This window comes from Gemmatimonadota bacterium (assembly GCA_016720805.1).
Lineage (GTDB): Bacteria > Gemmatimonadota > Gemmatimonadetes > Gemmatimonadales > GWC2-71-9 > Palsa-1233.
In genome coordinates this window covers 16899-35183 of sequence record JADKJZ010000014.1, presented here as the reverse complement: position 1 = coordinate 35183, position 18285 = coordinate 16899, and the positions used below count along the sequence as shown (strand labels likewise).

The following is an 18285-nucleotide window of genomic DNA, read 5'->3' as shown; positions in this document are numbered from 1 at the left end:
TCCGAGGGATGTGAGGGAGAGTGGCCGTGAAATCTCTCGCCTTCCCCGCGCCGTCGCCAGCACCTCCCGGTCGGGACGCTATCTTCCGTGCTCCCGCCGGTTCAGGAGTATGCCATGACCGCCCGCCGCTCGCTCGTCCTGCTGGTCCTGCTCTTCGCGCTGGTGGCCATCGCATGGCCGTCGTTCAGCACCACGCTGTCCGACTGGTGGTGGTTCAAGGAAGTTGGCTACGAGGTGATCTTCACCAAGGAGATCCTCGCGCGCCTGGCGCTCTTCTTCGTGGTGGGTGGCCTCACCACGGCCGTCGTCTACGGCAATCTGCGTGTCGTGCGCCGGGGACTGCATCCGCTCCCCTTTGCCGTGCAACTCGGGCCGAACATGCCGCCGATCAACCTGTCGGCGCTCCTTCGGCGCGTGTCGCTTCCGCTGGCGCTCTTTCTCGGCTTCCTCTTCGGGAGCAGTGGCGCGGCCTCCTGGGAGACCGCCCTGCTGGCACTCAACCGGACGCCGTTCGGCAGCATTGATCCGGTCTTCCAGCGCGACATCTCCTACTACGTCTTCCTGCTCCCTGCCATCAGCGGCATCCTGTCGATTCTCGCCGGCCTGACGATCGTCACGCTCCTCCTGCTCTTCCCGGCGTACCTGCTGCGCGGCGACATCACCTTCACCCCACCGCGCGCAATCGGCATGCGGATCGAGGCGTCGCGCCATGTCGGGACGGTCCTCGGCACGCTCTTCGTGCTCTGGGCGCTCCAGCTCTGGTTCGTCGACGCGCCGGGGCTGCTCTACTCCACCACCGGCCCGCTGCTCGGCGCCAGCTACACCGACTTGCACGCGTCGCTCCCGGCAATTCGCCTGGCCGCCTTCGCCGCATTGCTCGCCGCGGGGCTGGTCTTCCTCGGCGGACGACGGGGGCATCTCGGCAAGTACCTGATCCGGGTGCTGGGTGGCTGGATGCTTCTTGCCCTCGTTACGCGCGCGCTCTTCCCGCTGGCGATCCAGAAGCTGATCGTTGCGCCGACCGAGCTGACCCGCGAAGCGCCGTATCTGCAGTCCCACATCGCCGCGACCCGCGCCGCGTGGGGCCTCGACTCGGTCGAATCGAGCGAACTCGCCGAGGGCGCCACGCTCTCGCTTGCCGACCTGCAGCGCAACGCGCCGACCATTGACAACGTCCGGCTCTGGGACCGGGACCCGCTGCTGCAGACCTTCGGTCAGCTGCAGGAAATCCGGACCTATTACGACTTCCTCTCGGTCGACGATGACCGCTACCACATCGACGGCAAGTTGCGCCAGGTGCTGCTCTCGCCCCGGGAACTGAACGCGGCGTCGCTGCCGACGCGCACCTTCATCAACGAGCATCTGACTTTCACGCACGGCATGGGGCTCACCCTCGGCCCGGTGAACCAGATCACCAGCGAAGGGTTGCCGGTCCTCTTCATCAAGGACCTGCCACCGGCATCGAGCGTCTCGTTGAAGATCACGCGGCCGCAGATCTACTTCGGCGAAATGAATTACGACTTTGCCGTGGTCGGCACGGCGCAACGGGAATTTGACCACCCTGCCGGCGAGGAGAACGTCTACGCTGCCTACGCCGGGACGGGCGGCGTGCCGATCGGCTCCTTCTGGCGTCGTCTGGTGCTGGCCTCGCGGTTCCAGACCTCGAAGCTCCTGCTCTCGGGCGACATCACCAACGCCTCGCGAATTCTCTATGTCCGCAACATCAAGCAGCGCGTCGAGAAGGCGCTGCCGTTCCTCTCGCTCGACCGCGACCCGTACATGGTGGTGGCCGACGATGGTCACCTGCAGTGGATTCTCGACGCGTACACGACCACCACCCGCTATCCCTATTCGCAGCGGCTGTCGAACGGCACCAATTACATGCGCAACAGCGTGAAGGTGGTCCTCGATGCATATGACGGCTCGATGCACGCCTATGTCACGGCGCCGACCGATCCGCTGATCCAGACCTGGGGGCGCGTCTTCCCGGGCATCCTGCTGCCGATGGAGAAGATGCCGGCGGACATCCGCGCCCATCTCCGCTACCCCGATGATCTCTACCGCATCCAGACGGCGCTCTACGCCACCTACCACATGGATTCTCCCGATGCGTTCTACCATCGCGAGGATCAGTGGGCCGTGCCGGAGATGGAGGAGGGGTCGAGTGGGGCGGTACCCTTCATGCGCCACATCGTGATGCGCTTGCCGGGGGAGGAGAACGCCGAGTTCGTCTACATGGTGCCGTTCACGCCGCGCGGCAAGGACAACCTCGCGGCATGGATGGTGGCGCGGAACGACGGCGCCGCCTACGGCAAGCTCCGGGCGTACACCTTCTCGCGGCAGAGCACCGTCTACGGTCCGACCCAGATCGAGAACCGGATCAACCAGGACACCGAGATCTCCCGGCAGGTCTCGCTTTGGGATCAGCGCGGCAGCAAGGTGCTGCGCGGTGACCTGCTGGTCATCCCGATCGAGAATTCCCTGCTCTACGTGCAGCCGCTCTACCTGCAGGCCGAGGGAGGCAAGATCCCTGAGCTGAAGCGCGTCGTCGTGGCGTACCAGACGCAGGTGGTGATGGACGAGTCGCTCGATGGCGCGCTGAACACGCTCTTCGGCGGCAGCGGGGCGCAGCGGATCACCTCGGACACGCCGACGCCGCTGGCCGGGGCGCCGGTGACCACCACCCCCACCGCGCCGACCACGCAGGCGCTCCTCGCCGAGGCCCAGCGCCACTACGACGCGGCGATGACCGCGCAGCGCGAGGGGAACTGGGCCAAGTACGGCGAGGAGATCAAGGCGCTCGGGCAGCTGTTGGCGCAGTTGCGGCGCTGATCCCGGATCGCGCGGGCCGATCCCGATTGCCCGCGGCCCTGATGCCGGATCGCGCAGGCCGATCCGGATCTTCGGAGGGCGACGCATGCGTCGCCCTTACACACGGCGGGCGTCTGCGCGTCAGGGGGTGCCCCGAGTGTTATTCCCCCGATCCGTGTCGGGCATCGCGGCGCGCGGATCGACCGTCGCGCGTATCACCCGCTTGGTGCCGGGGACGCGATAGGTGAAGCGCTGACCGAGGTTCCACATCTCGACCGGGAGGCGGACGGTGGTGGTGGTGCCGTCGCTGAAGGTGAGCGCCAGCTCGGCCGGCATCGTCATGGTGCCGCGATTGCTCAGGTGGACATTCGAGCCGCCATCGGGGCGGACGGTGATCGAGTCCACGGCTTGGTCGAGTCGCGCCGTCGTGTAGACCCAATCGCGCCAGAACCAGTCGAGCTCCATCCCCGACGCATCGCGCATGATGCGGAAGAAGTCCGTCGGCGTGGGGTGCTTGAACGCCCAGGCGCGGATGTATTCTCGGAAGGCGGCCTCGAAGCGCTCGCGACCGAGGACCTCGTCGCGCAGCAGCGACAGCATCAGCGCGGGCTTCTGGTAGCCGGTCCAGAAGAGGTCGCGCACGGAGGTCGGCTTGGTGATCAGCGGCTGCTCCTCGCCCGGCGTGGTGTGCAGGGCGGCGAGGTGGAGCGGGTGCACCTGGATCGAGTCGCCATAGGCGGTGCCGCGGAAGTAGTTGGCACTGTTGGCGAGGTCGATGAAGGTGTTGAAGCCCTCGTCCATCCACGGGTAGAGCCGCTCGTTGGAACCGACGATCATCGGAAACCACTGGTGACCGAACTCGTGCGCGACGACCCACTGCAGTTCCTCCCGGGTCGGCGAGTTCGGCACGAAAGTGAGCATCGGGTACTCCATGCCCTCGATCGGCCCCTCGACGGTCGTCGCATGCGACCAGGGATAGCGGTACCACTGCTCGCTGAAGTGCTTGATCGCCTCGCGTGACATCCGATTGGCCTCGGCCCACGCCTCGGCGCGCGGCCGATAGAGGGTTTCGATCAGGATGCCGTCGTAGCCACTCGCGTCCCAGCGGAAGTCCGGGCCGGCGGCAAAGGCAAAGTCGCGGACGTTCTTCGCGGTGAAGCGCCAGGTCAGCGTACCCGTCGTCGTCGGGCGGGTGGCCGCGGCGTTCCCCGCTTCCGCCCGCGTCACGATCGCGATCGCCGTGTCGGAGCGGCGCGCCATCACAAGCCTGGCGCGCTGTGCCGCGGTCAGCACCTGCGCCGGATTCAGCAGGTCGCCGGTCGCGGCGACGAGGTGCGTTGCCGGCACCGTGAGGGCCACGTCGAAGTTGCCGTACTCGAGGTAGAACTCCCCGGCCCCGATGTAAGGTTCGTGGTTCCAGCCGCGCACGTCGTCGTAGACCACCATCCGCGGATACCACTGGGCCATTTCGTAGAGCGGACCATCGTGGCCCATGCGGCCGGCGCCCTGCGCTGGCACCCTGAAGCGCCACACCGCCTCGAGGTCGAGCGAATCCCCCGAGGCAAGCGGCTTTGGCAGCTCGACCCGCAGCGTGGTGCCATGGCGGCTCCGGTTCACTTCCTTGCCCCGCAGCGTCATCGTCTCGAGCCGCCCGCCGCCGGCGAAGCCCTGGCAGGAGAAGTCGAAGGTCGAGCCGAGGAAGACCAGCGGCGGCTGATTGAGGAGGTTGGTGATCGAGGCCGCATCGCAGATGTTCTGCTCGACGAAGAGCCAGAGGTACGGCAGCGCATCAGGGGAGTGGTTGACGTAGTGGATCGTCTCGCGCCCACGCACCTCGTTGGCCGCCGGGTCGAGGGTCGCGCGGATGCGGTAATCGACCCGCTGCTGCCAGTACCGGGGCCCGGGCCGCCCCGATCCCCCGCGGAATTCGTTCGGTGCCGGGAGATTCAGCGGCCGGAAGGGCGACGAATCGGCCACCGTGAAGCCGGACTGGGCGGCGAGCGGAGACAAGCCGGCGAGCAGCAAGGCCGCGGCCAGTGACCAACGAATGCGCGAGGGCATGGAGACTCCGAGAAGCAGGGAAGGCATCAAGCATAGCTGGTGAACGGTGAACGGTGAACGGGGGCAGGGCCGGGGTGAGACGTGAGACGTGAAACGTGGCATGCCGGGTGGGCTCCCGTTTCACGTTTGACCTTTCACCCTTCCCGTTCACCGTTCACCCTTCCCCGTCTTTCGCCGTATCTTCAATCTCCCCCGCCCCACCCGGAGATCGTCTCGTGCGCGCTTCCGCGTCCCGCCTCACGCTCGTGGCCTGTTCGCTCTTCGCCCTCCCCTCGATGCTCCCGGCGCAGTCCCCCGATCCGGCCGCCGCGATGCACTGGCGCTCGATCGGTCCGGTGCGTGCGGGTCGAGGGCGGTCGATGGTCGGCGTGCCGACGCAGCCCAATGTGTTCTACGCCGGCTTCGACAACGGCGGCGTCTGGCGGACCACCGACTTCGGCTCGACCTGGAGGCCGCTCTTCGACAAGGAGTCGACCGGCTCGATCGGGGCCATCGCGGTGGCACCGTCGAATCCGAACATCCTGTATGTGGGCACCGGCGCCGGGATCATCCGTCCCGACCTCGCCGTGGGCGACGGGATGTATCGCTCCAACGACGCCGGGAAGAGTTGGACGCACCTCGGGCTGCGCGAGAGCCAGATGATTGCCTGGGTCGAAGTGGACCCGAAGCACCCCGAGCGTCTCTTCGTTGCCGCCCTCGGCCACCCGTACGGCCCGAACGCCGAGCGCGGGATCTTCCGCTCGACCGACGGCGGCGCCTCGTTCCAGAAGGTGCTCTACAAGGACGAGTACACCAGCGGCAACGACGTGCGGATCGACCCGACCGACCCGAACGTGGTGTACGCCGCGCTCTGGCAGCAGCAGCAGCAGTTCATCGAAGGGCGCGAGTTCAGCGGGCCGGGCGGCGGGATCTTCAAGTCGACCGACGGCGGCACGACATGGCGGCAACTGACCGACGGGCTGCCGACGGTCGGGCAGGCCAACCTGGCGATCTCGCCAAGCAACCACCTGGTCCTCTACGCGACGGTCGCCCCGGCCGCCGGTGCCGCCCCTGCGGGTGGTGGCGGCGGCCGCGGGGCGGGCGCGGGAGCGATCACGCTGTTCAAGTCGGTGGATGGTGGGGAGCATTGGTTCCCGGCGCAGCGCGACCCGAACGCGCCGGCCGGTACGGCCGTTCCCGCCGCAGACCCCCGCCCGCTCGGCCGGATCGGTGGCGGCGATCTCCCGACCATCACCGTGGACCCCACCAACGAAAACGTCGTCTACAGCGCGTCGACGGTCTTCTGGCGGACCGAGGATGGCGGCCGGACATGGGCGGCCGTGCGCGGTGCGCCCGGTGGCGATGACTACCAGCGCAGCTGGATCAACCCGCTCAATCCGAACATCATCGGCGTGATCGCCGACCAGGGCGCCGTGATCTCGGGCAATCGCGGGCAGAGCTGGAGCAACTGGTACACGCAGTCGACCGCGGCGATGTACCACGTCACCGCCGACAACGCCTATCCCTACCGTCTCTGCGGCGGCCAGCAGGACTCCGGCTCCGCCTGCGTCGACAGCTGGTCGAGCGACGGCATCATCACCTTCCACGACTGGCACCCGGTCAACATCCAGGAATACGGCATCGCCGCGCCCGACCCGCGGAACCCCGACATCGTCTTCGGCAGCTCGCGCAGCAATGTGTCGCGCTACGACCGGAAGACCGGACAGACCACCAATGTCGGCCCGGACATGACCGGCTTCAACCGCAACGTGCGGACGATGCCACTGCTGTTCTCGCCGGTGAACCCCGACGCGCTCTTCTACGCCTCGAATGCCGTCTGGAAGACGCTCGACCGCGGGCACCGCTGGACGCGGATCTCGCCCGACCTTTCGCGACAGACGTGGGAGGTGCCGGCGACCGCCGGGAAGTACGCCACGACGGTCACGCCCGCACCGTTGGGCACCATCACGGCGCTCTCCGCCTCGCCGCGCTCGGTGGCGATCCTCTGGGCCGGGACCGACGACGGCCTGATCCAGGTGACGATGAACGGCGGGACGACGTGGCGCAACGTCACCCCAGCCGGCATCAAGCCGTGGACCCGCATCTTCAACATCGAGGCGGGGCACTTCGACAACCTCACCGCCTACGCGGCGGCCAACACGATGCGGATCGACGACCTCAACCCGCACTTCTGGCGCACGCACGACGGCGGCACGACGTGGCAGGAGATCAACACCGGCATCGCCCCGGGCGTGGTGGTCAACTCGATCCGCGAAGATCCCCGGGTGAAGGGGCTGCTGTACGGGGCCACCGACACGCAGGTGTGGGTCTCATTCGATGACGGCGATCATTGGCAATCGCTGCGACTCGACATGCCCGCGATCTCGGTGCGCGATATCAAGGTAAAGGACGACTCGACCTGCCACTGCGCCGACCTGGTCGCGGGGACGCACGGTCGCGGCTTCTGGATTCTCGACAACCTCACGCCGCTGCGCGAGGCCGCCGCACTGCGACAGGCGGCCGCGATGCAGTCGGCGCACCTGGTCAAGCCGATGACGGCGGTGCGGCTCCGCAACTTCATCAACGACCCGACGCCGTGGCCACCGGAAGTGCCGGCCGGCGAGAGTGGTCCGGTGGGTGCGGTGCTCGACTATTTCCTGCCGAAGTCCGCCACCGGCGCGGTGACGCTCGAGATCCTCGACGCCACTGGCGGCGTGGTCCGTACCTACGCGAGCACCGACCCGGTCCTGAATCCCGATCCGGTGCGCGACCCCGCCGCCTACGTGGCGCTCTGTCAGCGGACGCCGAACGCCCAGCACTGCGCCTTCCCGCTCTACTGGCCCGCCGCCTCGACGGCGCTGTCGGCCGAGGCCGGGATGCATCGCTGGCTCTGGGACATGCACTACGATCCGATCGTGCCGGGTGGTGGTGGGTCGACCGGTGCGGTGCCGGGGCGGATGATGACGGTGGTGAGCGCACCGTGGGCGCCGCCTGGCAAGTACGTCGTTCGGCTGACGGTGGAGGGGAAGCAGTTCACGCAGCCGTTGACGCTCCGCCTCGATCCGCGCGTCACCACGCCGGCGCCGGCCCTGACGCAGCTCTTCACCATGACGCGCACGCTGCGCAGCAAGGCCGTCGCCGCCCGTGCTGCGTGGACCGAGGCGCGTGCCCTCTCGACGTCGCTGGCGCAGTCAAGCGCGCCGGCGGCCTCGACACTGAAGGGCAAGCTCGACTCGCTCGCTCCGGCCCCGGTGGCAGGCGGAGTCGGTGGCGGTCGCGGTGGCGGCGGACGCGGTGGGGCCGGTGCCGGTGCGACACCGCCGTCGACGCTCGACGGCGTGAGCAACGCGCTGCACGCGGCCGCGCTGGCGATGCAGGGCGCCGATGTGGCGCCAACGGCCAACCAGCTGGCGGCAGCCGCCAAGGCGGAGCAGGCGTATGTGACGATCATGGCGCGGTGGGCGGCACTGAAGGCGGCGGCCCCGGCGCGATGAGCCTCGGCCCCTGGGAGACGCCGCGGCTCATGCTGCGGCACTTCACGCTGGACGACGGCGAGTTCGTGCTGCGGCTGTTGAACGAGCCGTCGTTCCACGAGTACATCGGCGACAAGGGCGTGCGCACCCTCGAGGGAGCGCACGACTACCTGACGAAGGGACCGATCGCGAGCTACGCGACGCATGGCCACGGGCTCAACCTGGTCATCCTGCGGGAAAGTGGCGCGCCGATCGGGATGTGCGGACTCATCAAGCGTGTCACGCTTGAATCGCCCGACATCGGCTATGCCTTCGTCCCGGAGGCGTGGGGCGTGGGCTATGCGCTGGAAGCCGCGAGCGTGATCCTGGAATCGGCGTGGCGAGACTTTGCCGTGCCACGCGTCCTGGCCATCACCAACGCAGAGAACGACCCTTCGCAGCGCCTTCTCCTCAAGCTCGGCTTCGTGGAGGAGGCGCCGCGGGTATTGCAGGAGGGTGCTCCAGCCGTGCGGACCTTCGGCATGGACCGCCCGGCCGACTGACCCGGGCCAGCGCTCAGTCGGTGGTGCCGATCACCCGCTCGATCCGCCGGTCCGGCACGAGCCAGATCAACGCCACCGCCACGTAGAGGGCGATCGCCGCCCAGACGCTCGCGAACGACAGCGCGATCGCCGCGACGTAGCAGGCCACCGACAGCTTCCCCTTCCCGTCATCACCGATCGCCTTCGCCAGCAACGAGTCCCGGCCGTGCAGCCGGACGATCGCCTGCTGCAGGATGGTGTAGGCGATCGCCGCCATCAGCAGGATGCCGCCGTAGAGCGCGGTCGTCGCCGGCGCGAGGTGCGCCTCGCCGAGCCAGGCGGTGGCGAACGGGATCAGTGACAGCCAGAAGAGCAGATGGAGGTTGGCCCAGAGGATGGTGCCATTCACGTGCTTCGTGGCCTGCAGCATGTGATGGTGATTGTTCCAGTAGATGCCGAGATAGATGAACGAGAGGACGTAGGAGAGGATCACGGGCAGGAGCGGCGCCAGCCCGGCGAGCGTCGGCTCGTGGGGCGGGCGCAGTTCCAGCACCATGATGGTGATGATGATGGCGATCACGCCGTCGCTGAAGGCCTCGAGGCGCTTGGTATCCACTACGCGATGCCCTGCTTGATCGCCTTGCCGATCAGGTCGGCGAAGACATCGATCTCGTCGGGGGTGGTGTAGACGTTCGGCGTCACGCGGATCCCGGAGAACTCGGGGTGGTTGATCGCGACGGTCACGACGCGGTGTTTGTCGAGCAGCCACGCCGAGAGCTTGCTCGCGTCGACGCCCTCGATCGAGAGCAACGCGATGGCGCCCGCCGTGGTTCCCGCGAGCGGCGTGGGGATGTGCACCCGTGGACTCTCGGCCAGCAGCCGCTTGGCCCAGCGATCGCGAAGGTAGCGGAGCCGGGCGATCTTCCGCTCGCTCCCGATGCCGCGGTGGAAGGCGAGCGCCGCGGAGATGGCGTTGTGATTGGCGGCGGGGTGCGTGCCGATCTCCTCGTACTTCCGGATGTTGTCGTTCATCGTGGCGGGGGCGGCCATCATCGGCCAGATGCTGCCGATCTTTGCCTTGCGCACATAGAGAAAGCCGGTGCCGATCGGCGCCAGCAGCCACTTGTGGAGCGAGGTGCCGTAATAGTCGACGTTCAGTGCGTCGCGCGTGAACGGGAAATGCGCGTAGGCATGGGCCCCGTCGACGAAGACCTCGATCCCCTTCTCGTGGGCCATGTCGATCACCTGCTTCACCGGGAATATCTGGCCCGTGAGGTTGGTGATGTGGGTCACCTCGATGAGCTTGGTGCGCGGGGTGATCGCCTTGCGGAAGACATCGACGAGATAGTCAGGCGTCGGGTTCTTGACGTCGAACGACACCTGCTTGAGCACGATCCCCTGCCGATGGACCCGCTGCTCCCACGTCGTGAGCATCCGGCCGTAGTTCTGATTGGTGACCAGGACTTCGTCGCCCGGCTGGAGGTCGCGGCCGAGGATCAGCGTCTCGAGCGCTTCCGAGGCGTTGCGGGTGATCGCCATCTCCTCGGGGTCGCAGCCGAAATCGTGCGCCAGGTCGCGCCGTACGCTCTCGATGCGCGGCTCGAGCACCGCCCACATGTGGTGGACCGGCAGCTCGTTGCTGAAGCGGAGGTCGCGGATCATCGCCTCGAGCACATGGCTCGGTGTGGGGCAGACGCCGCCGTTGTTCAGATTCACCATGGTGCGGTCGGCGTCGAAGGCGCGCTGGATCTCGGTCCAGTAGGCTTCGTCTTCGGCGGCCGCGAGTGGATCGGCGGAGGTGAGCCGGTCGGTGGCCCGCACCACCTGGCGCATGGCGTCGTGGCGAAACATCGGGAGCGCGGCACCGGTGCCCATCAGGGTCCGGACGAAGTGGCGGCGCGAGGACATGGCGACTCCGGCGAGGCGGGTTAGCGCGCGCCCTTGCGGGGAATCCGCTCGGCGCTGTTGGCGGCGTGCCAGGCGTAGGACGCCATGATCACGGCGTTCTTCATCAGGTCGTCAGCCTGGATCGTGTCGTAGAAGTCGAGGTTGGTGTGGCCACCCTGCCCCGGGGTCCGGTCCTGCAGGAACTGGAAGCCGGGGAGGCCGATTTCGTCGAAGGCGACGTGGTCGGTGCTGCCAAGGCTCTGGTTCGAGACGGCGGTCATGCCCAGGTCCTTGAAGGGCGACATCCAGGCGGTGAGCAACTCACGCGCCCCCTCGTTCCCCTGCAGCATGATGCCGCGGTACTGCCCCGAGCCGTAGTCCTGGTTGAAATAGGCCTGCAGCTTCTCGAAGTCCGGCGTGGTGCCGACCCTCGGATCACGCGGATTGCCGAAGTGCTTGAGGACATAGGCGCGCGATCCCCACAACCCCTGCTCCTCCCCGCCCCACAGCGCCACCCGAATGGTCCGACGCGGCTTGGCGCCAATCGCCTTCAGGATCCGGGCCGCCTCGAGCGCCACCGCCACCCCGGAGGTGTTGTCGCTCGCGTTCGGCGATGCGTGCCAGGTGTCGAAGTGCGCGCCGATCATCACGACCTCGTCCTTCAGATCGCTGCCGGGGATCTCGCCGACGATGTTCATCGCCTGCTCGGCCTGCTCGCCGATCCGGTTGCGCACCTCGACCTCGACCTTCACCGGGATCGAACGCTGGAGGATCCGGTACATCCGGTTGTAGTGCTCCGGTGTCACGGCCACGATCACCGGCGAGGCGAGGTCCCCCTCGCGCGACCACTTGTCGGTGGCCGAGCCGGGACGCGAGAAGCCGCGCACGGCCCCAAGCCAGCCGCTCTCGCACTGGAAGACGACGACCACGCCCTCGGCCTTGTAGAAGGCCATCTTCTCGACGGCGGTCAGCACGTCGGGATTCCGGACGGCACGCGGCGCCGGGGCCGGCCGCGGCACGATGACCACGCGCTCCAGCGAATCGAGCTCCGCCTCGGTCCGGCGGCGCACGCCATTGGTCATCGCCACGAGGTCGATCACCGCCGGCGGCGTGGCGAGAATGGCCATGCCGGCCAGCTTGCCACGGTAGCGCTCCAGGTCCTGTTTCGACTGGAGATCGACGATCATCGCCTGCGCGACCTGCTTCCCGTCGGTACCGGGCGTGTGCGCGAGGGGATAGCCGACCATTGGCTGGTAGTCGGGTTCGAGCATGTGGATCGAGACGTACTCGTTGTCCCACGCCGCGCCAAAGTTCATGAACGGCTCTGCCGCCACGTTGACGAGCCCGATCCGCTCCATTTCACCGCGCACCCAGAGCTGGGCGCGCTGCATGTCCTTGGAGAGGGTGAGCCGGGCGCCGAGCACGTCGGCCATGTACCCCTCGAGGTCCATCACCCGGGAGCGCTGCAACCCCTCGGCGCGGATCTTCGCGACCATGGGCCAATCGACGGGGCCCTGCGCCCCAGTCATCCCGGCGGTGAGCAGCACGAGCAGTGCGACCGTGAGCGACCGGGAGCGAGTCAGCATGAGGGAACCTCGGTGGGGCGATGGTGGGGGATTGGTACTGAAGATAAGGGCGGTGAGGGGTGAGGGGTGAGGGGGAATAGGGACCGTGAGACGTGAAAGGTGAAACGGGGGCGCGGATAGCCTCCTGCTCACGTTTCACGTCGTCTTACGTCTCACCCCTCACCTCTAAAACCGCCAGGTCACCGCCGCATACGTCTGCACCGACGCCGAGCCCGTCCCCGACTCGCGGTAGGTGGAGAGCATCACGTAGAGCGACCGGCCGATGGAAACGTCGAGGTCACCGCCGGCCCAGGTGAGGCGGGTGGCGGGGAGGCCGGCCGAGGGCATGAGACTGGTCCGGACGCCGGCGTTGAGGGAGAGGCGGACGGCCTGCCCCGGGGCGACTTCGACCGCCACCGAGGAGAGTCGCCCCTCGGTGATCGCGCCGGTGTACTGCGTGGTGCGGGCGCGGAGGCCGAGGCCGAGGGGCGTCAGTTGGGTGGCCGAAGCGGAGGCGGTGACGGCCTGGGACTTCCCTTCCGACCCCCCGCCACTGGAGCGGATGTCACTGCTCAACCGGAAGTGTCGCGAGGGGCGGAGCGAGACTTCGCCCCACTGACCCTGCCGCAGCGCGTCGTCAAAGGCGATCTCGGGATTGACGAAGTCGCGGTAGAGGCGGACGCTGCGGCGCGAGTCGAGGCCACCCGAGACCGACAACGCTCGGCTCATGCTCACCTGGGCCGTCAAGACGGTGGAGGTGAAGGTCGCGAATGACCCCTCGGCCTGCCGCTTCCATCCGCGATTGACGTCGATCTCCTCGGCGGCGTAGATCGAGACCACCCGCGTGTTGAGCGTCCCGCGCAGGTAGGCGAACTCCCGGTCAATCTCGCCGCGATTGTAGGAGCCGATGGCGCCGACCGTCGCGCTCCACGGCGATGCACTCCCCCGGGCGCTGTGCCGCTGCAACCAGAGCCCGGCCTCGGTGGTCGCCGCTGAGGGGGCGAAGCTGCCGCCATCGGGCATGGTGCCGACCAGGCCGCCGCCGCTCCACTTGCTGCCATTCACATCGAGGGCAACGCCATCGAAGATGCCGATGGGCGAGAGGACGGTCGCGAATTGGCGACCCATGGCGAGACGGGTGCCGGTCGGAGAACTCTGCCGAATCAGCGCCGCCTGATAGACCCGGGTCGCCCCGGCTGGCGTGGACGTGGCCGACGACGAGCCGCCGGTGACACTCGTGCGCTGCATCCGCACATCGACGGCAAGTCCCATCGATGAACCGCCGATCTGTGCGCCGTCGAGCCGCAAGTCGACCGACGGCTGCCGCAACGTGGTGCCGCCGGGCTGATTGATGGTGAGGTACCGGAGCCCGACTCGGCCACGTACCGGTGAGCGGCGCACGCCGGCGCGCGTCACGGGCAGGTTGCCCGCCGCCGTCAGCGTGGTGGGCACCTGCTGCACCACGACGGGGACGAAGGAGACCGAGTCGCCCACCGTGATCGCGCTGCTGCTCCGAGTGACGGCACAGGCGGTGCGACTCGACGAGACGAAGCTCGCGGAGAGTTCACCGATGGTCTGTCCGGCGCGCACCACGGTGAAGATCGTCCCTTCCTTGACGCCCTGCTTGCTGCCGACCTCGAGATAGATCGTCGCACCGCTGACATAGGTCACCGCCGCCCAGCTCCGCGGAGGACCGGGCGGAGGCGTGACCACGGCCGCGGGCTTCGGTGCACTCTTCGGGGTCGGCTTCGGCGCCGTGATCTGCGCGCTGAGGCACGCCGAAGGCAAGCCGAGACCGAGGATCACCATCGCCACCGCCCTGGTGTGACACCATGCGTTGCTCATGAGCGACCCCGCGGGTGACAGGAGTAGCAGGCGGTCGCGACGTACTGATACCCGGTCCGCCCGCGATGCTCGGAATCGGTGCTGGTGCGCGAATGGCAGCCCGAGCTCATGCAGGTGTACACCGCGTAGTTGCCCGGGGCCGTGTGGCAGGTGGCACAGCTCGCCCAACGGCCACGGTGATTGCCCGAGTAGATCGGGAAGTACGGGCCGTCGTGATCAAACGTCGCACCCTGCCAGCGCGTCGTGGTGTGGCAGGTGGCACAGGTCGTCGGGAACGCCGACCCCGAGTGCGACGGATTGGTCGCCGAGGTGTAGTCCTGCTGGTGGCAGGAGATGCAGGTCGCCGGCAAGCCGCGATAGACGTTGTTCCGGTGGCACGAGGCGCAGGTGGTCGTCACGTGCGCGCCGGTCAGCGGGAACGCCGTCGTGCCGTGGTTGAAGGTCGCCCCCTCCCACCGCGTCGTGGTGTGGCAGGTCGTGCAAGTCGTCGAGAAGCCGGCGGCCGCGTGCGGCGGCGTCGTCGTCCCACTGAAATCCGTCTGGTGGCAGGAGATGCAGGTCGTCGGCTTGCCGCGATAGACGCCGTCGGCGTGACAGCTCGCGCAGCTCACCGCCTGGTGCGCTCCGGTGAGCGGGAACTGGGTGGTGCTGTGATTGAACGTCGCACCGAGCCACTGGGTGGTGGTGTGGCAGGTGGTGCAGTCGGTCGAGTAGCCTGCCGCCGCGTGGGCGGGCGTGCGGGTCGCATCGTAGTTGGTGCGGTGACACGACACGCAGGTCGTCGGCTTCCCGGCGTAGACCCCATCGGCATGGCACGACGCACAGGTCGCCGTCAGGTGACCACCGGTCAGCGGGAAGCGGGTGGTGCTGTGGTTGAACGTCGCACCCTGCCACCGGGTGGTGGTGTGACAGGTGGTGCAGTCGGTGGAGTACCCTGCCGCGGCATGTGCCGGCGTCCGCGTCCCGTCATAGTCGGTGCGGTGACACGAGACGCAGGTCATCGACTTGCCGCGGTAGACGTTGTCGGCGTGACAGGACGCGCACGAGGCCGCCTGGTGACCGCCGGTCAGCGGGAAGCGCGTGGTCCCGTGGTTGAAAGTCGCGCCCTCCCATCGGGTCGTGGTGTGGCAGGTCGTGCAATCGGTCGCGAAGCCCGCGGCGGCGTGCGGCGGCGTGGTGGTCCGCGTGAAGTCGGCCTGGTGACACGACAGGCAGGCCGTGGGTTTGCCGCGGTAGACCCCATCCGCGTGACACGAGGCACAGGTCGCCGTGAGGTGGCCACCCGTCAGCGGAAAGCGGGTCGTGTTGTGATTGAAGGCCGCACCGAGCCACTGGGTCGTGGTATGGCAGGTGGTGCAATCCGTCGAATACCCCGCAGCCGCGTGGGCCGGCGTCCGCGTGGCATCGTAATTCGTCCGGTGACACGAGATGCAGGTGGTCGGCTTGCCGCGGTACACGCCGTCGGCATGGCACGACGCGCAGGTCGCCGTGAGGTGGCCGCCCGTCAGCGGGAATTGCGTCGTGCTGTGATTGAAGTTCGCGCCGAGCCACTGGGTCGTCGTGTGGCAGGTGGTGCAATCGGTCGAGTAGCCGGCCGCCGCGTGCGCCGGCGTCCGAGTGGCGTCGTAGTTGCTGCGATGGCACGACACGCAGGTCTGCGACTTGCCGCGATAGACGCCGTCGGCGTGGCACGAGACGCACGTCGCCGTCAGGTGGCCACCCGTGAGCGGGAACTGCGTGGTCGAGTGGTTGAACGTCCCGCCCTGCCACCGGGTGGTGGTATGGCAGGTGGTGCACTCGGTCGAGAAGCCGGCGGACGCGTGTGGCGGGGTCCGCGCCTGATCGAAGCTCTGCCGATGGCATGAGACGCAGGTCATCGAGCGACCACGGTACACGCCATCGGCATGGCACGACGCGCAGGTGACCGCCTGGTGCCCGCCGGTCAGCGGGAAGCGGGTGGTGTTGTGATTGAAGCCCGCGCCGAGCCATGCCGTCGAGTTGTGGCAGCTGGCACAATCGGTGGAGTAGCCGGCCGCCGCGTGCGGCGGCACGGTCGTGCGGTCGAAGTTCTGCCGGTGACAGGAGACACAGGTCATCGACTTCCCCTTGTACACGCCATCGGCGTGACACGAGGCGCAGGTGAGCGGCTGGTGTCCGCCGGTCAACGGGAAGCGGGTCGTCGTGTGATTGAACGGCGTGCCGAGCCACCGCGTCGTCGTGTGGCAGGTGGTGCAATCGGTCGAGAAGCCCGCCGCGCCATGCGGCGGCGTCTTGGTCTGGTCGAAATTGGGGCGATGACACGACACGCAGCTCGTGGCCTTCCCCTTGAAGACGCCATCGGTATGGCAGGCGGCGCACTGCGTCGCCTGGTGGCCACCGGTCAGCGGGAACGTGGTGGTGTTGTGGTCGAACGTCGCCCCGCGCCACACCGTGGTGGTGTGGCAGGTGGTGCAATCGGTGGAGAAGGCGGCGGCGTTGTGCGCCGGCATCCTGGTCTGGTCGAACTGCGGCCGATGGCACGAGACGCACGTCGTCGGTTTGCCGCGATAGACGCCGTCGGCGTGACAGGTCGCGCACTGGGTCGCCTGGTGCGCCCCGGTCAGCGGGAATTGGGTCGTCTGGTGGTCGAACGGGGCACCGCGCCACGCCGTCTCGCTGTGGCAGGTCAGGCAGTTGGTCGGGAAGCCGGCCGCCGAGTGCTTCGGCGCAGCCGCCTTGTCGTAGTCGGCCTTGTGGCAGCTGATGCAGGTCGACGGACGATTCGCGAACTGGGGCTGCCCGGCGCTGGTCGGTGTGTGACACGCCTCACAGGCGGTCGCCACGTGCGCCCCGCGGAGCGGGAACCGATTTTCCTCGTGCAGACGGGAGAGCCGCGCCTGGTCGGTGAAGCTGCGCGTGGTATGGCATCGCGCGCACTCGGTGCCGAGCTCGCTGCGGTGGACGTCCTGGTGGCATGAGGCGCAGGCCGCCTTGGTCTTCGAAAACTCCAGCGTGGTGTGGCAGGCGGTACAGGTCGCCGTCGCATGCGCCCCAACGAGCGGGAAGGTCCGCTCGGCGTGGCGGAAGGTGGCGGCGATTCGCACCGGCTTCCATCCCTCGGGACGATGGCAGGTGGCACAGGCCCCGATCGACGGACCGTGCGGGTTGGCGCCGGACTGCGCCGGGGCGCGGCCGACGAGCAGCGACAGCAGCACCACGGCGGCCGACAGGCCGCGCAGCAAGACGCGTGTCATTGCACCCCTCCGGCCGGCTTGGCCTTGTGACAACTTTCGCAGCTCGTGGCGACGGGGCGGTAGATCACCCGTGCGGTTCCACCGACCTGCTCGGTGCGATGACACTTGGCGCAGGGAACCGCGGCGTGCGCCCCGGTGAGCGAAAACGCCGATTGCCGTTCATGATCGAAGCGGAGCGCCCCGACAAAGCGATCGCTGGTGTGGCACGCCTCACACCGGCCCTTGTCGGGGCGCGCGTCGAATTGCGTTCCGTGCGGCGTCTGATGGCAGCTGGCGCAGGTGGTGCCCTTCGGCACGCCCAGGGCCACCCGAGCCATCGTGCTGGACGCCCCGACGAGCGATGCCCGGCCCGTCGCAATCCCGCTCGACGCCGGCAGCCCACTATGGCACTCGCGACAGGGCACCGCGCGATGGGCACCTTCGAGGGCAAACGAGAACCGCGCGTGCGATTCCATCCCGATCGTCGACGGGCGGAACGCCGTCGCCGAGTGGCAGTCGCCACACGTGAGGGTCGTGTCGCGACGGCGCGCCTCGCCCGCGATGGCGTGCGGATCGGCGTGGCACGCCGCACACCGCGTCTCCTTCAGCTTGAACTGGAGTCCCGCGGTCCCGAGCGCCGTCGTCTTCGCGAGGGCCGGCAACCCGCTGCGGGACGCCGAGTGACAATCGGTGCAGGCAATCGCCGCGTGCCGACCCTCGAGGGGCAGCGTCGTCGTGCTGTGCGTGGCCCGATCGTACCGGAGCTCCTTCCACCCGAGATCGCTGTGGCAGCTCTCGCACGCCGTCCCGGGTAGCTGTGCGCCGTGCGCATCGACGTGGCAGGAGGTACAGGTGGCGAAGGCGACTCGCAGGTGCGTCACGCTGGCCGCCCCCGCCGCCTTGGTCGCCTTGTGGCACGAGGCGCAGGGGA

9 protein-coding genes are annotated in these 18285 nt (G+C 68.2%); 3 read left to right on the top strand and 6 right to left on the bottom strand.

Annotated elements, in window-relative coordinates:
• Positions 1–114 precede the first annotated feature (114 nt).
• On the top strand, positions 115–2832 hold the full coding sequence (locus IPP98_10305; GenBank protein MBL0179499.1) for a UPF0182 family protein: 2718 nt from the start codon (positions 115–117) through the stop codon (positions 2830–2832).
• Positions 2833–2952: 120 nt separating this feature from the next.
• On the opposite strand, the gene IPP98_10300 is transcribed toward IPP98_10305, so the two are convergent.
• Complete coding sequence (locus IPP98_10300; protein MBL0179498.1) at positions 2953–4872, bottom strand: M1 family metallopeptidase; 1920 nt, start codon at positions 4870–4872, stop codon at positions 2953–2955.
• A gap of 311 nt (positions 4873–5183) precedes the next feature.
• Here IPP98_10300 and IPP98_10295 point away from each other — a divergent pair, with 311 nt between their 5' ends.
• Both IPP98_10295 and IPP98_10290 read left to right on the top strand, forming a co-directional pair.
• Positions 5184–8345, top strand: a complete 3162-nt coding sequence (locus IPP98_10295; protein MBL0179497.1) for a glycoside hydrolase — start codon at positions 5184–5186, stop codon at positions 8343–8345.
• Entirely contained in the window at positions 8342–8866 is a 525-nt protein-coding gene (locus IPP98_10290; protein MBL0179496.1) for a GNAT family N-acetyltransferase, read from the top strand. The genes IPP98_10295 and IPP98_10290 overlap by 4 nt, the downstream gene beginning before the upstream one ends.
• Positions 8867–8879: 13 nt before the next feature.
• Here the strand turns inward: IPP98_10290 and IPP98_10285 are convergent, their stop codons facing one another.
• From IPP98_10285 to IPP98_10265, 5 genes are all read right to left on the bottom strand, one after another.
• Positions 8880–9461, bottom strand: coding sequence for a DUF1211 domain-containing protein (locus IPP98_10285; GenBank protein ID MBL0179495.1), 582 nt, complete (start codon positions 9459–9461; stop codon positions 8880–8882).
• Positions 9461–10753, bottom strand: a complete 1293-nt coding sequence (locus IPP98_10280) for an aminotransferase class V-fold PLP-dependent enzyme (GenBank protein MBL0179494.1) — start codon at positions 10751–10753, stop codon at positions 9461–9463. Before IPP98_10280 ends, IPP98_10285 begins: the two co-directional genes overlap by 1 nt.
• Before the next feature lie 20 nt (positions 10754–10773).
• Entirely contained in the window at positions 10774–12318 is a 1545-nt protein-coding gene (locus IPP98_10275; GenBank protein MBL0179493.1) for a M20/M25/M40 family metallo-hydrolase, read from the bottom strand.
• A gap of 165 nt (positions 12319–12483) precedes the next feature.
• The gene (locus IPP98_10270) at positions 12484–14142 is read right to left on the bottom strand and encodes a hypothetical protein (protein ID MBL0179492.1); all 1659 of its coding nucleotides are present in this window, start codon (positions 14140–14142) and stop codon (positions 12484–12486) included.
• Positions 14139–17375 (bottom strand): hypothetical protein, encoded by a 3237-nt coding sequence (locus tag IPP98_10265; GenBank protein ID MBL0179491.1) that lies wholly within the window; start codon positions 17373–17375, stop codon positions 14139–14141. The genes IPP98_10270 and IPP98_10265 overlap by 4 nt, the downstream gene beginning before the upstream one ends.
• Positions 17376–18285 lie beyond the last annotated feature (910 nt).

What these genes read in the sequence shown, in the direction of transcription:
- IPP98_10305 (MBL0179499.1), top strand. Translation starts at nt 115, where the DNA reads ATGACCGCCCGCCGCTCGCTCGTCCTGCTGGTCCTGCTCTTCGCGCTG.
- IPP98_10300 (MBL0179498.1), bottom strand. Translation starts at nt 4,872, where the DNA reads ATGCCCTCGCGCATTCGTTGGTCACTGGCCGCGGCCTTGCTGCTCGCC.
- IPP98_10280 (MBL0179494.1), bottom strand. Translation starts at nt 10,753, where the DNA reads ATGTCCTCGCGCCGCCACTTCGTCCGGACCCTGATGGGCACCGGTGCC.
- IPP98_10295 (MBL0179497.1), top strand. Translation starts at nt 5,184, where the DNA reads ATGCACTGGCGCTCGATCGGTCCGGTGCGTGCGGGTCGAGGGCGGTCG.
- IPP98_10270 (MBL0179492.1), bottom strand. Translation starts at nt 14,142, where the DNA reads ATGAGCAACGCATGGTGTCACACCAGGGCGGTGGCGATGGTGATCCTC.
- IPP98_10290 (MBL0179496.1), top strand. Translation starts at nt 8,342, where the DNA reads ATGAGCCTCGGCCCCTGGGAGACGCCGCGGCTCATGCTGCGGCACTTC.
- IPP98_10265 (MBL0179491.1), bottom strand. Translation starts at nt 17,375, where the DNA reads ATGACACGCGTCTTGCTGCGCGGCCTGTCGGCCGCCGTGGTGCTGCTG.
- IPP98_10275 (MBL0179493.1), bottom strand. Translation starts at nt 12,318, where the DNA reads ATGCTGACTCGCTCCCGGTCGCTCACGGTCGCACTGCTCGTGCTGCTC.